14 protein-coding genes are annotated in these 12,846 nt (G+C 73.2%); 11 read left to right on the forward strand and 3 right to left on the reverse strand.

The features are described 5' to 3' along the window. Window positions 1–38 precede the first annotated feature (38 nt). From ACTOQ2_RS01765 to ACTOQ2_RS01805, 9 genes are all read left to right on the forward strand, one after another. Window positions 39–392, forward strand: a complete 354-nt coding sequence (locus tag ACTOQ2_RS01765) for a SchA/CurD-like domain-containing protein (protein ID WP_440065059.1) — start codon at window positions 39–41, stop codon at window positions 390–392. Continuing rightward, window positions 389–1,135 (forward strand): SDR family oxidoreductase, encoded by a 747-nt coding sequence (locus tag ACTOQ2_RS01770; protein ID WP_440065057.1) that lies wholly within the window; start codon window positions 389–391, stop codon window positions 1,133–1,135. The genes ACTOQ2_RS01765 and ACTOQ2_RS01770 overlap by 4 nt, the downstream gene beginning before the upstream one ends. Then, window positions 1,132–1,572, forward strand: a complete 441-nt coding sequence (locus tag ACTOQ2_RS01775) for an antibiotic biosynthesis monooxygenase family protein (RefSeq protein WP_440097844.1) — start codon at window positions 1,132–1,134, stop codon at window positions 1,570–1,572. Before ACTOQ2_RS01770 ends, ACTOQ2_RS01775 begins: the two co-directional genes overlap by 4 nt. Next, window positions 1,569–2,735 (forward strand): FAD-dependent monooxygenase, encoded by a 1,167-nt coding sequence (locus tag ACTOQ2_RS01780; protein ID WP_440097845.1) that lies wholly within the window; start codon window positions 1,569–1,571, stop codon window positions 2,733–2,735. The genes ACTOQ2_RS01775 and ACTOQ2_RS01780 overlap by 4 nt, the downstream gene beginning before the upstream one ends. Then, entirely contained in the window at window positions 2,732–3,601 is an 870-nt protein-coding gene (locus ACTOQ2_RS01785; protein WP_440097846.1) for an SAM-dependent methyltransferase, read from the forward strand. The genes ACTOQ2_RS01780 and ACTOQ2_RS01785 overlap by 4 nt, the downstream gene beginning before the upstream one ends. A 186-nt stretch (window positions 3,602–3,787) precedes the next feature. After that, entirely contained in the window at window positions 3,788–4,033 is a 246-nt protein-coding gene (locus ACTOQ2_RS01790) for a phosphopantetheine-binding protein (RefSeq protein WP_440065052.1), read from the forward strand. A gap of 18 nt (window positions 4,034–4,051) precedes the next feature. Continuing rightward, on the forward strand, window positions 4,052–4,888 hold the full coding sequence (locus ACTOQ2_RS01795; RefSeq protein ID WP_440097847.1) for a cupin domain-containing protein: 837 nt from the start codon (window positions 4,052–4,054) through the stop codon (window positions 4,886–4,888). Then, window positions 4,885–6,147 carry a beta-ketoacyl-[acyl-carrier-protein] synthase family protein gene (locus ACTOQ2_RS01800; protein WP_440097848.1) on the forward strand — a complete coding sequence of 421 codons (1,263 nt, stop codon included), beginning with the start codon at window positions 4,885–4,887 and terminating at the stop codon, window positions 6,145–6,147. Before ACTOQ2_RS01795 ends, ACTOQ2_RS01800 begins: the two co-directional genes overlap by 4 nt. Further along, window positions 6,144–7,397 carry a beta-ketoacyl synthase N-terminal-like domain-containing protein gene (locus tag ACTOQ2_RS01805; RefSeq protein WP_440097850.1) on the forward strand — a complete coding sequence of 418 codons (1,254 nt, stop codon included), beginning with the start codon at window positions 6,144–6,146 and terminating at the stop codon, window positions 7,395–7,397. The genes ACTOQ2_RS01800 and ACTOQ2_RS01805 overlap by 4 nt, the downstream gene beginning before the upstream one ends. A 201-nt stretch (window positions 7,398–7,598) precedes the next feature. On the opposite strand, the gene ACTOQ2_RS01810 is transcribed toward ACTOQ2_RS01805, so the two are convergent. After that, window positions 7,599–9,782, reverse strand: coding sequence for an MMPL family transporter (locus ACTOQ2_RS01810; protein ID WP_440097851.1), 2,184 nt, complete (start codon window positions 9,780–9,782; stop codon window positions 7,599–7,601). A gap of 121 nt (window positions 9,783–9,903) precedes the next feature. On the opposite strand from ACTOQ2_RS01810, the gene ACTOQ2_RS01815 reads away from it, so the two are divergent. Continuing rightward, the gene (locus ACTOQ2_RS01815; RefSeq protein WP_440081998.1) at window positions 9,904–10,590 is read left to right on the forward strand and encodes a response regulator transcription factor; all 687 of its coding nucleotides are present in this window, start codon (window positions 9,904–9,906) and stop codon (window positions 10,588–10,590) included. Beyond that, window positions 10,590–11,768, forward strand: a complete 1,179-nt coding sequence (locus tag ACTOQ2_RS01820) for a sensor histidine kinase (RefSeq protein ID WP_440097852.1) — start codon at window positions 10,590–10,592, stop codon at window positions 11,766–11,768. Before ACTOQ2_RS01815 ends, ACTOQ2_RS01820 begins: the two co-directional genes overlap by 1 nt. 74 nt (window positions 11,769–11,842) lie before the next feature. On the opposite strand, the gene ACTOQ2_RS01825 is transcribed toward ACTOQ2_RS01820, so the two are convergent. Next, window positions 11,843–12,154 (reverse strand): AzlD domain-containing protein, encoded by a 312-nt coding sequence (locus ACTOQ2_RS01825; protein WP_440065043.1) that lies wholly within the window; start codon window positions 12,152–12,154, stop codon window positions 11,843–11,845. Then, a complete protein-coding gene (locus ACTOQ2_RS01830; RefSeq protein ID WP_440097853.1) occupies window positions 12,151–12,831 on the reverse strand; it encodes an AzlC family ABC transporter permease in 681 nt (226 codons plus the stop codon). The genes ACTOQ2_RS01825 and ACTOQ2_RS01830 overlap by 4 nt, the downstream gene beginning before the upstream one ends. Window positions 12,832–12,846 lie beyond the last annotated feature (15 nt).

Raw genomic sequence — 12,846 nt, forward strand, 5'->3', positions numbered from 1 at the left:
AGGCGGCGGACGGCCGCCCCCCGATCCAAGGAGGCCCGATGCAGCGCTACGCGATCACCTTCCAGATCAGGCCCGGTGCGGAGGCGGCGGTGAGGGAACTGCTGTCGAGCTACGACCCCCCCGAGTGGGAGACTCCCGACGGCACCCGGCTGCTGAGCACCTCGATCTTCATGAAGGACACCACGGTCATCCGTGTCATCGAGATCGACGGCAACCTGCCGAGCGTGATGGCCCACCTGTCCAGGCAGCCGGGCATCCAGCGGCTGGAACGCGAGCTGGACACCTACCTCGCGGTCCCGCGCGACATGAGCGACCCCGAGGGCGCGCGAGCCTTCTTCCTGTCGGCGCTGATGGACCACGTGACCACCCGGGTCGCGGAGCCGGTCCGATGACCGCCCCCGTCTTCCTGATCACCGGCGCCACCGGGCAGCTCGCCGAGGCCGTGATCGAGCTGCTCGGCGCCCGGGGGGACCGGCTGCTCCTCATCGGCCGCGACAAGGACCGCCTCGCCCTGCTGGAGCGGCGGCACGGCGTCACGGGGCGGATCGAGACGCTGGCCACGGACGTCTCCGATCCCGAGGGCGCCCGGCTGGCCGCCGAGGAGGCGGTCAGGCGCTTCGGCCGGCTCGACGGCCTGGTCCACATGGTCGGCGGCTTCCGGGCCGGGCCGCTGTTCCTGATGGACACCGGCGTCTACGAGCAGATGCTGCGCGACAACTTCCTGTCGGCCGTCACCGCCACCCAGGCGATCCTGCCGCACCTGACCGAGGGGGCGCGGCTGGTCTACTTCAGCACCCCGCTCGCGGACGAGCCGCTGCCCGCCCTGTCGGCGTACGCCGCCGCGAAGGCGGCCCTGGTCGCCTGGGTGCGCTCCATCGCGCACGAGGTGAAGCGGAGCGGCATCCACGCCAACACGGTCGTCATGACCATGGCGGACACCCCGGACAAGCGCCGGGAGCGCCCGGGGATGAACTTCGACCACACCGTCACCCCGGACCTGGTCGCCAATGTCGTGGCCTTCCTGACCAGCGAGGCCGCGGACGGCCTGTACGGAAGCAGCGTGCCGGTGCTGGGCAGGTTCGAGTTCAAATCCGAACTCGGCGGACCACCGCCCGGCGTGGGAGGCCCCCGGTGAGGGCCCGGATCGTCTTCCTGGTCAGGGTGCCCGCCGAGCGGCGGGAGGACTTCCTGGCCGCCTACGAGAAGATCCGGTACCAGGTGTCCGGTGGCGTACCCGGGCACCTCAACGACCAGGTCTGCCAGTCGCTCACCGACCCCGAGCAGTGGCTGATCACCAGCGAGTGGCGCCGGCCGGCCGACTTCCTCGCCTGGGAGGCCACCGAGGAGCACCGCGAGCTCGTCCGGCCGATGCGGGAGTGCATGACCGAGGCCCGCTCCCTGCGCTTCCTGGTCCGGGCGGAGACGGCGGCGGGCGCGCCGGTGGGGGACGAAGCCTCGGCGGGGGAGGGGGCGGACGCCCCGCCCGGAGCGGAGCCCCGAATGGAGGCCCGAGTGGAGGCGGCGCCCCTCGTGGAGCCCCCCGCGGCGGCCGTCGGGCGGGGCCCCGCGTGAGGGTGGTCATCGTCGGGGGCGGCATCGGCGGGCTGACCGCGGCGCTGGCGCTGCGGGCCGCGGGAGCCGAGGTCAGCGTGCACGAACGCGCTCCCGGGCTGCGCGCGGCACAGGCCGGACACGGGCTGGTGCTCTGGCACAACGCCGTGCTGGCCCTGCGCGAGCTCGGGCTGGAGCCCGGGGTCCGCAAGGCCGGGCACGAGCTGCACCGGCACCTGTTCAGGGACGCGCGCGGCCGCCGGATCGCGGAGTGGTCCATGGCGCGCATGGCCGGCCCCCTCGGCGCACCCGTCTACAGCGTCAGCCGTCCCGAGCTGCACGCCCTGCTCGCCGGCCAGGTGGGGGACGACCTCGTGACGGGCTCCCGGTTCACCGGCCTCACCGTGACGGGCGACCGTGTCGTGGCCCGGTTCGGCGACGGCCGCGAGGAGCGGGCGGACCTGCTCGTCGGCGCGGACGGGCTGCGCTCGGCCGTACGCGCCGCGCTGCTCCCCGGAGACCCGCCGCCCCGCTACGCCGGGTTCACCGCCTTCCAGGGAGTGATCCGGCTGCCGGGTTCCGGGGTGCCCGCGAACACCTTCCTCAGCACGTGGGGCCGCGGCCGGTGGTTCGTCTGCTACCGGCTCGACGGTGACCACGTCTACTGGGACGGGGTCCTCGGCGACCGGGTCGCCCCGAGGCTCGGGGTGAGCACCCTCGACATGCTGGCCGCGGAGTTCGCCGGCTGGCCCGACCCGATCCCCGGCCTGATCGCGGCCACCGGGGCGGACGACGTCACCCCGGTGCACGTCTTCGACCGGCCCCCGCTGCGGCGCTGGAGCCACGGCCCGGTGACGCTGCTGGGGGACGCGGCCCACCCCATGACGTTCAACCTCGGCCAGGGCGCGGGCCAGGCGATCGAGGACGCCCTCGTGCTGGCCGACGAGCTCACCGGCGGCGACGTGCCGCGGGCGCTGGCCGCCTACGAGGCCCGGCGGGTGGACCGCACCACCCGGATGGTCCGGCGGTCGCGGGTCAACGGCGAGCTCACCCGCTGGCGGCACCCGGTCGCCTGCGCGGCGCGCGACGCGTTCATGCGCCTGACCTTCGACCGGCTGGTCTACCGCGAGACCTACCGGCTCACCATGGCCATCGACTTCATCGGCGACAGGAGCGAGGAATGACCCGACCCACCGGAGAACCCGGCCTGCCCACCGGCGTGAGCCGCACCGCGGTGGTGATCGCCCAGGCCAGGGAGGCCGAGAGCACGCGGCCCGACCGGCTCTTCGACGACCCGCTGGCGGGTCCGCTCGCCGACGCCGCGGGGCGGATCACCGGGATCAGCGAGGCGGGCCGCCGCGCAGGGGAGCACTTCGTCCTGCGCACCCGCTTCTTCGACGACCGGTTGCGCGAGGCCGTGTCCGCGGGACCGCGGCAGGTGGTCCTGCTCGCCGCCGGCCTGGACACCCGCGCGTTCCGGCTGGAATGGCCCGAGGGCACCCGCCTGTTCGAGGTCGACCTGCCGGACCTGATCTCCTTCAAGGAGAAGGCGCTGGCCGACCAGGGGGCCCAGCCCGCCTGCGACCGTACGGTCGTCCCCGCCGACCTGCGCGAGGACTGGCCGGCGCCGCTGCTGGCCACGGGCCTCGACCCGGACGAACCGATCGCCTGGCTGATCGAGGGCGTGCTGATGTATCTCACGCCGCGGGACGGCGCACGCGTCCTCGGCCGGGTCTCCGAGCTGTCGCCCCCTGGTAGCAGGCTCGCCGTCGAGCACGTCAACCGGGCGTACGTCGAGCTGCCGCAGATGCGGCCCGCCATGAGCAGGCTCGCCTCAACCCAGGCCGCCTGGCGGTCCGCCGTGGAGGACCCGCGGGCGTGGCTCGCCGGGTACGGCTGGCGCGCCTCGGTGACCCACCAGGCCGACCTCGCCCGCGAGCTGGGCCGTCCCGTCCCCGCGATGGCGGACCCGCGGGCGGTCGGCGCGGCCCGGATCTGGCTCGTCGACGCCGTGCGCGACGACATCCGGCACCCGGCGACACCGGCCTGATCCTCCCGCGACACCGGCGGGGACTTCCGCGACACCGGCGGGCACCTCGGGGACATCGACCGGCACTTCCGTGAGACCGGCGGGCACTTCGGGGACATCGGCCCGCGCTCCAGAGGCACCGACCCGCACTTCCGCGACATCGACCCGCACTTCCGCGACACCGACCGACGACAGGAAACGACGACGATGCCATTCACCGAAGAGAACGTGCGCGAACTGCTGCTCGCCGTGGGCCTGGACCCCGCCACCGGGGACGACGCCCTGGAGCTCAGCTTCGACGAGCTGGACCTCGACTCGCTGGCCCGGGTGGAGATCGCCACCCGGATCCAGGACCGGTTCGGGGTGGACGTGGAGGAACAGCTGACGGCCGAGGCCACGCCGTCCCTGATGAGAGAACTCGTGACCGAGCGGCTGGCGGCGGCCGGCGCCTGAGGGGGGAGAACGCACATCATGATCGGACACACCGACAACGCGGTCGAGATCGACGCGCCCATCGGATTCGTCTGGGACCAGACGAACGACGTCCAGACCTGGCCGGAGCTCTTCTCCGAGTACGCCAAGGTGGAGGTGCTCGCCGAGTCGGACGACTCGGTGACCTTCCGGCTCACCATGCACCCCGACGAGCAGGACCGCGTCTGGTCCTGGGTGTCGGAGCGCTCCTGGGACCGCGACACCTGGACGGTCCGGGCACGCCGGGTGGAGACCGGGCCGTTCGAGTTCATGAACATCACCTGGGTCTACGAGGAGCTCGGCCCCGACCGCACCCGCATGCGCTGGGTGCAGGACTTCCACATGAGGCCCGAGGCCCCGGTCGACACCCGGGGGATGACCGACCGGATCAACGCCGGCTCCGCGGTCCAGATGTCGCTGATCAAGGAGAAGGTGGAGCGGCGCCGCCGCCGCGTCGTGGGCTTCCACGACGTGCCGTCCAACACCAAGCGCGGCGGCGACCTGCGCACCCTGGTCTCCCCGGCGACCTGCGGTTCCTCGTCGGGCTTCTGCGGAGCCGTGCGGCTGGCGCCGGGGGAGGGGGTCTCCGAGCACTACCACCCCTACTCCGAGGAGTACGTGTTCGTCGCGACCGGGACGCTCAGGGTGGACCTCGACGGCGAGCCGCTCACCATCGGCGCCGAGCAGGCGCTGCTCGTCCCCCGCCAGGTCAGGCACCGCCTCACCAACGTCGGCGAGGACGACGTGCTCGTGGTCTTCCAGCTCAGCCCGCTCGCCCCGAGGCCCGAACTCGGGCACGTGGACACCGAGCCCTATCCCAGGAAGGTGGGAACGTGAGACGGGTCGTCGTCACCGGCATCGGGGTGATCGCCCCGGGCGGGGTGGGCCGGGAGGAGTTCTGGAACCGGATCGTCGACGGCAAACCGGCCGTCCGCCGGATCACCGCCTTCGACCCGTCCCCGTTCCGCTCCCAGATCGCGGCCGAGGTCGACTTCGACCCGGCCGCCCACGGGCTCACCCCGCGCGAGACCCGGCGGATGGACCGGTTCACCCAGCTCGCCGTCGCCTGCGCCGACGAGGCACTGGCCGACTCCGGCCTCGACCTCGGCGCGGCCGACCCCGAGCGGGCCGGGATCAGCCTCGGCTCGGCGGTGGGAGCCACCATCACCCTGGAGCAGGAGTACGTGGTCGCCAGCGACCGCGGCAGGGACTGGGAGGTGGACCACCGCCACCTCAAACCGTTCCTCTACCAGTCGCTGGTGCCCTCCAGCGCGGCGGCCGAGCTCGCGGTCCGGTTCGGCGTGAACGGTCCGGCCGCCGTCGTCTCGACCGGCTGCACCTCCGGCATCGACGCGATCGGCCGGGCCTACCGGCTCATCCAGGACGGCGAGGCGGACATGATGATCACGGGGGCGTCGGACGCGCCGATCTCCCCGATCACCGTGGCGTGCTTCGACGCCATCCGCGCCACCAGCCCGAGCAACGGCGAGCCCGAGACGGCCTCGCGGCCCTTCGACGCCGGGCGCAAGGGCTTCGTCCTCGGCGAGGGCGCGGCGGTGCTGGTGGTGGAGGAGCTGGAGCACGCCCGCGGGCGCGGCGCCCGCGTCTACTGCGAGGTCACCGGCTACGCCGCGCGGGCCAACGGTTTCCACATGACCGGGTTGCGGCCCGACGGTCTCGAACTGGGCGAGGCCATCGGCGACGCGCTCGGCCAGGCCGAGCTCAGCCCCGAGGACATCGGCTACGTCAGCGCCCACGGGTCGGGGACCAAGCAGAACGACCGGCACGAGACGTCCGCCTACAAGCGGAGCCTCGGCGACCACGCCCGGCGGGTGCCGATCAGCTCGATCAAGTCGGTGATCGGCCACTCGCTCGGCGCGATCGGCTCGATCGAGATGGCCGCCTGCGCCCTGGTGCTGCAGCGGGGCGTGGTCCCGCCCACCGCCAACCTGACCGTTCCCGACCCCGAATGCGACCTGGACTACATTCCCCTGGTCGCACGCGAGGTGACCGCCAGGCACGCGCTCTCCGCCGGCAGCGGCTTCGGCGGCTTCCAGTCCGCGATGATCTTCTCCGAGCCGGGGGCGGACCGATGAGTGACCGTTCTCTGAGCCGGGGCGAGCCGATGAGCGACCGCAGAGCCGTGATCACCGGGATCGGCGTGGTCGCCCCGACGGGGATCGGCGTGGTCGAGCACTGGGAGGGATCCCTGACCGGGCGGAGCCGGATCGGCCCGGTGACGTCGTTCGACGCCACCGGGGCGCCGATCAGGCTGGCGGGGGAGGTCACCGGCTTCGACGAGCGCGAGTTCGTCGACAGCAAGCTGCTGGTGCAGACCGACCGGTGGACCTGGTTCGCCCTCGCCGCCACCGAGCTCGCCCTGGCCGACGCCGCCCTCGACCCCGCGAGGGAGGACCCGTTCGACCTGTCGGTGGTGACCGCCGGGGCCTCGGGAGGGAACGCCTTCGGGCAGCGGGAGATCCAGGCGCTGTGGAGCAAGGGCCCGCGGGCGGTGAGCGCCTACCAGTCCATCGGCTGGTTCTACGCCGCCAGCAGTGGCCAGCTGTCCATCAAGCACCAGCTCAAGGGCGCCTGCGGGGTGCTGGTCGCGGACGCGGCCGGGGCGATCGACGCGCTGGCCGAGGCGGCCCGGCTGATCCGCAGGGGCACCGAGGTCGTCGTGACCGGGGGCACCGAGGCGCCGCTGTCGCCGTACGCGCTGGCCTGCCAGGCCGGTGAGGCGACGGTCGGCCGCGGGAGCGACCCGGCCACGGCCTACCGGCCCTTCGCCCCCGACGCGGGCGGCCACGTCCCCGGCGAGGGAGGCGCGATGCTCATCGTGGAGGACCGGCACAGCGCCCTCGGCCGGTGCGCCCCCACGGTCTACGCCGAGATCGCCGGGACCGCCTCCACCCACGACTCCCACCACGTGGCCGACCCGGCACCCGGCCACCGCCAGTACGCCAGGGCCATGCGCGAGGCGATCGCCCGCGCCGGGCTCGGCCCTGACGACGTCGGGGTGGTCTTCGCCGACGGCGCCGGTGATCCGGTCAGGGACGCCCAGGAGCTGGCGGCGCTGCGGGAGGTGTTCGGCGGCCGCCGCGTGCCGGTGACGGTGCCCAAGACGATGACCGGCCGCCTGTGTTCCGGCGGCGCGGCCCTCGACGTCGCGTGGGCGGCCCTGTCCCTGACCGGCGGGGTGATCCCGCCGACCGCCGGCAGCGCCGTTGTCGAGGGAGTGGACCTGGTCACCGAGGCCAGGGTCGTGAACGGGTTGTCGGCCGCGCTGGTCGTGGCCCGCGGCTCCGGCGGCTTCAACTCCGCGGCGGTGCTGACCGCCGTCTGACGGGCCGGGTACCGGAGGGACTCGTGAACGGCCACCGCTCCCCGGGGCGGTGGCCGTTCCGCTGTCCGGCGGCGGGCGCCTTCCGCAGCGGCGTCGTCCGCCGACGGGCCGGGGGAGATCGGGGGAACGCGGGAACGGCCACCGCCTCTCGTGGGCGACGGCCGTTCCGCTCGATGTCCGGCGGACCGATGGTCCCGGACCCTAGACGGGTTCCGGGACCCGGACCGGTTCGGGGCTCTCCCCTCTCAGCGGCGAGGGCTCCACCCGCAGGAGCCGCGCCGCCCAGACAGGCAGCCACCAGTTCCAGCGGCCCATCATCGCGACCACCGCCGGCACCAGGATGCCGCGGATCAGGGTGGCGTCCAGGAAGATGCCCAGGGCGAGGCCGCTGGCGAACACCTTCACGTCCAGCTCGGGGGTCATGGCCAGCGCGGCGAAGGAGATGAACAGGATCAGCGCCGCCGAGGTGACCAGCCGCCCGGTGCGGCCCACGCCCTCGATCACCGCGTGCTCCGTGCTGCCCGACCTGTCGTACTCCTCGCGCATCCGGGCCAGGATGAACACCTCGTAGTCCATGCTCAGGCCGTACAGGAAGGCGAAGATGGTGAGCGGCACGAACTCGCCGATCGAGCCGGTGGGCTGGATGTCCAGCAGTTCCCTGGTCCCCCAGCCGAACTGCCACAGCACCACCATCGCGCCGATCACCGCGCCCAGCGAGAGCAGGTTCAGGACGATCGCCTTCAACGGCAGCAGCAGCGAGCGGAACGCCCGTGCCAGCATGACGAACGTGACCAGCGCGATCAGGCCGAGCATCCAGGGGAACGCCCCGTAGGTGCGCTCCTGGAAGTCCATGCTCTGCGCCGCGTTGCCGCCGACCCGCGCGCCGGCCGGTGCCGCCTCGCGCACCCGGGTGATGGTCGCTTCGCCCTCCTCGGTGCCGTTCTCCGCGGCCGGGAGCACGGTGACGACGGCGGTGCCGTCGCGGCGCCAGGACGGGCCGTCGGGGGCGAGCACGGCCGACACGCCCTCCACGCCCCGCAGCCTCTCGGCGGTCCGGGCGGGGTCGCCGGTCACCAGGACGTCGAACGGGGTGATCGAGCCGGTCGGGACGCCCGCCTGGCGCAACGCGGACAGCCCCTCGTGGCCGGGCCCCGAGGTCAGCAGGTTCCTGCTCTCCGGCAGGCCGAGGTTGACGCCCAGGGCGGTCACCGTCAGCGCCACCAGCAGCCCACCGGTGAGCAGGGCGGCGGGCCATCGCAGCCGCACCACGCCGCGCGCCCACGCCGACCAGGCCCGCCCGGCCCGCGCCTCGCGCCGGAAGGGGGGCTCGTCCCGGCCGTCGCGGGCGCGCCTGCGGTCGAGCCGCTGCCCGGTGAGGGCGAGCAGCACCGGCAGCACGGTCAGCGTCGTGGCCACGCTCACCGCCGCGATGATCATCCCGGCGAGGCCGAGGCTGCGCAGGAACGGCACCGGCAGCACCACCATGGTCACCAGGCCGATCGCGACCGCGATGCCGCTGAACAGCACCGCCCGTCCCGCGCCCGCCATGGCCCGGTGCACGGCCTCGTCGCCGCGGTGCCCGCCCGCCTGCTCCTCCCGCCAGCGGGCCACCAGCAGCAGCGAGTAGTCGACCGCGATGCCCAGACCCAGCAGGGGCATCGTGGTGAGGGCCACGTCGTGCACGGTCGTCACCAGCGTCAGTGCCAGGATCACGATGAACGACACGAAGATGGACAGGACCGCGATGAGAAGCGGTACGAAGGCCAGCGCCGAGCGGAACACCAGCAGCAGGACGAGCACCGCGGCGATCACCCCGATGCCGATCTTGGCGGGCACGTCCACGCCGCCCGCGTCCACGCTCGGCGCGAGGGTGTCCAGCCCCGTGACGTGGACGCTCGTGCCCGGCGGCAGCGCCGGGGTCATCGCCTCGACGATGACCGGGCTCTCGTCCGGCGTCTCGCCGAGGCCGCCGCCCGGCGGGCTGCCGTCGGAGTAGGTGCCGGGGAAGACCAGCCCGAACGTGGTCCGGCCGTCGGTGCCGACCAGCCGGGGGTCGCCGGTGCTCGCGTACGAGACCACGCGGGCCTCGGGAAGCCTGGCGGAGACGGCGGCGAAGGCGCGGCCGAGGGTCTCCTTCCGCTCGTCGGCGCGCATTCCCTCGGGGAGCACGACCACCGGGACGAACGGCCGCTGGTAGCCGCCGTTCCCGTAAATTCTGACAATTTCCTGATTGGCATCGAAAGCGGGCATTCCCGGATGTGAGTATTCCTCGGAGAGCCGCTGAATCGCGATCGGCGTCGCGCCCATACCCACCAGGAATCCCAGCACGGCCAGCAGGGCGACCAGCCCTTTGCGTCGCAGTACGAAAACCGAGATTCTCTCCATGCCACCCAGTGCAACAAAAAGATCTTCGATGCCTGTGTGCCCGTCCTTAGAGCGGCATGTGAATCGCTCTTCACAGAGTTTTCTATGGTCTTTCCAAGATCCTCTGGGTGAGACTTGTCAGGTGAGCCGCATACTGGTCGTAGATGACGAGCCATACCTCGCCGATCTGGTCGCAACCGCCCTTCGCTACGAGGGGTTCGAGACGGCGATCGCCGGAACCGGTGCCGCGGCGGTGTCGCTGGCCGAGACCTTCGATCCCGACCTGATCGTCCTGGACGTGATGTTGCCCGACGTGCTCGGCACGGAGGTCTGCCACCGGATCAGGATGACGGGTTCGGAGGTGCCGGTGGTCTTCCTCACCGCGCTCGACGCCACCGAGGACAAGATCGGCGGACTGACCGTGGGGGGTGACGACTACGTCACCAAGCCGTTCAGCCTGGAGGAGCTGATCGCCAGGATCCGCGCCGTGCTGCGCCGCACCCAGCGGGCCGGTGCCGAGGGCGGCAGAGTGACCTTTGCCGACCTGGTCATCGAGGAGGACGCCCACGAGGTGTGGCGCGACGGCCGCCGCGTCGACCTCACCCCGACGGAGTTCAAGCTGCTGCGCTTCCTGGTGGCCAACGCGGGCAAGGTCGTCTCCAAACGGCAGATCCTGGACCACGTGTGGGAGTACGACTTCGGCGGCAACGACGGGGTGGTACAGACCTACATCAGCTACCTGCGCCGTAAGGTCGACGCCTCACACCCGCCGCTCATCCACACCGTGCCCAGGGTGGGATACGTCGTGCGCCTGCCCAGGGAGGACTGATGTCGCTGCGGACCCGCCTCGTGCTGACCGTCGTGGGCCTGGTCGCCCTGGCTCTCGGGACGGCGGCGGGGGCGACGTTCGGCGCGCTGCAGGACTGGCGCGGCCACGGCAGCGCGCGGCTGCTCGCCCTGACCACCCCCGAGGCGCTGGTGGCCGCCTCCGACGAGCTGACCGAACGCGTCGCCCTGGTGATGATCGGCTCCTCGGTGTTCGCGCTCGTCTGCCTGACCCTGCTCGCCACCCACCTGATCCGCCGGGGACTGCGCCCGCTGGACCGCATCGTCGAGACCGCGGCGGCCATCGGCGACGGCAACCTGGAGCGCCGCATCGAGGCGGCCCCGGCCGCCGGGGAGGTGGGCCGTCTGGGCCACGCGCTCAACCAGATGCTCGCCCAGATCGAGGAGGCGTTCCGCGAACGGGAGGCGTCGGAGGACCGGCTGCGCCGTTTCGTCGCCGACGCCTCCCACGAGCTGCGCACCCCGATCGCCTCCATCCGCGGCTACGCCGAGCTGTTCAGGCGCGGCGCGGCCACCCGGCCGGAGGACCTGGCCAAGGCCATGCGCAGGATCGAGGCCGAGGCCACCCGGATGGGCTCCCTGGTCGACGAGATGCTGCTGCTGGCCCGCCTCGACCAGGGCCGTCCCCTGGAGCGCTCCCCGGTGGAGCTGACCTCGCTCGCCGCCGACGCGGTGGCCGACACCCTCGCCATCGAGCCGCTCAGGCCGCTGTCGCTGGAGTGCGAGGGACCCGTCGAGGTGCCCGGCGACGCCGCCAGGATCCGCCAGATCGTCGGCAACCTGCTGGCCAACGTGCTCAGCCACACTCCCGAGGGCACCCCGGCGGTCGTCAGGATCCGGGTGGACGGCGAGCACGCCGTGGTCGAGGTGGCCGACGAGGGACCCGGTCTCACCGAGGAGCAGGGCGCCCTGGTCTTCGAGCGTTTCCACCGGGCCGGTCATCCCCGTGACGGCGCCCGCCAGGGGGGTGCGGGCCTCGGGCTGTCCATCGTCGCCGCGGTCGCCGCCGCGCACGGCGGCGACGCCACGGTGACCTCACGCCCCGGCGCCGGCGCCACCTTCCGCGTACGGTTCCCGCGCGGCCCGGGCGGCCCCGGCACCGCCCGGGCCGCGGCGCGAGGTGACGACCTCGGCTCGGCGGGTGGCGTGATGCGGCGGTGACGAATTCAGTTCGGCGGGTGGCGTGGCGCTGTGGTGACGACCTCGGCGCGGCGGGTGGCGCGGCGGTGACGAGCTCAGTTCAGCAGGTGGCGCAGCGCGGCGGTGACGACGGCCGCCGCCGCGAGGACGACCAGGAACGGGGCGCGCAGCAGCAGGGCCACGACGGCGGCGCCCATCCCCGCGGTGCGCGGCCAGTCGAGGTGCAGCGCCTGCCCGTCGCCGAAGGTCTGCACCGCGATCAGCGCCGCCAGCAGGGCCACCGGGACCAGGGTCGCGAAGCGCTGCACCCCGGGGTGGTCGAGGACCCGGCGCGGGGCCGACAGCCCGGCGAGCTTCAGCGCGTAACAGGCGGCGCAGGTGGCGACGACGGCCCACCAGATGGTCACTTGGGTCTCCTCAGGATCACCGCGAGCACGGCCACGGACGCGAGCAGCACGGGCACGCCCGGCGGGGTGAACGGGGTCGCGGCCAGCGCGACCGCCGCGCCGCAGCCCGCGATCAGGCGCAGCGCGCGGGCCTCGGCGCCGCCCCCGGTGAGCCGGGGCCACAGGATGGCCAGGAACGTCGCGGGACCGACCGCGTCCAGGCCGAACACCGCGGGGTCGGCCACCCAGGAGGTGCCCAGCGCGCCGACCAGGGTGGTGGCGTTCCAGGTCAGATAGAGGCTGACGAAGGTGACCAGGAACGCCGTCCTGGCCGACTCCTCGTCCGGCTGGGCCAGGGTGACCGCCGTCGTCTCGTCGATCACCCCCTGGGCCGCCAGCGGCCGTCGCCAGCCCCGGATGTCGAGCACCCCGGCCATGCGGAGGCCGTACAGGCTGTTGCGGGCACCCAGCAGCATCGCGCCGGCCGTGCCCGCGACCAGGTTGCCGCCGCCCGCGACGACGCCGACCAGGGCGAACTGCGAGGCGCCGGTGAAGGCGAACAGGCTCAGCACGCACGCCTGCGCCACGCTGAGTCCCGCGGTGACGGCCGCGGCGCCGAAGGCCACCCCCGCCAGGCCGACGGCGATCCCCACGCCCAGTCCGTCCCTGATCGCGGAGGAACGAGTGGTTGTTTCCATGGCAGGTGAGCTTAA

The organism is Streptosporangium sp. H16 (genome assembly GCF_051918855.1).
Taxonomy (GTDB): domain Bacteria; phylum Actinomycetota; class Actinomycetes; order Streptosporangiales; family Streptosporangiaceae; genus Streptosporangium.

Coding starts and splice junctions, on each gene's coding strand:
- ACTOQ2_RS01830 (WP_440097853.1), bottom strand. CDS start 12,831: ATGGAAACAACCACTCGTTCCTCCGCGATCAGGGACGGACTGGGCGTG.
- ACTOQ2_RS01765 (WP_440065059.1), top strand. CDS start 39: ATGCAGCGCTACGCGATCACCTTCCAGATCAGGCCCGGTGCGGAGGCG.
- ACTOQ2_RS01820 (WP_440097852.1), top strand. CDS start 10,590: ATGTCGCTGCGGACCCGCCTCGTGCTGACCGTCGTGGGCCTGGTCGCC.
- ACTOQ2_RS01785 (WP_440097846.1), top strand. CDS start 2,732: ATGACCCGACCCACCGGAGAACCCGGCCTGCCCACCGGCGTGAGCCGC.
- ACTOQ2_RS01790 (WP_440065052.1), top strand. CDS start 3,788: ATGCCATTCACCGAAGAGAACGTGCGCGAACTGCTGCTCGCCGTGGGC.
- ACTOQ2_RS01810 (WP_440097851.1), bottom strand. CDS start 9,782: ATGGAGAGAATCTCGGTTTTCGTACTGCGACGCAAAGGGCTGGTCGCC.
- ACTOQ2_RS01795 (WP_440097847.1), top strand. CDS start 4,052: ATGATCGGACACACCGACAACGCGGTCGAGATCGACGCGCCCATCGGA.
- ACTOQ2_RS01805 (WP_440097850.1), top strand. CDS start 6,144: ATGAGTGACCGTTCTCTGAGCCGGGGCGAGCCGATGAGCGACCGCAGA.
- ACTOQ2_RS01770 (WP_440065057.1), top strand. CDS start 389: ATGACCGCCCCCGTCTTCCTGATCACCGGCGCCACCGGGCAGCTCGCC.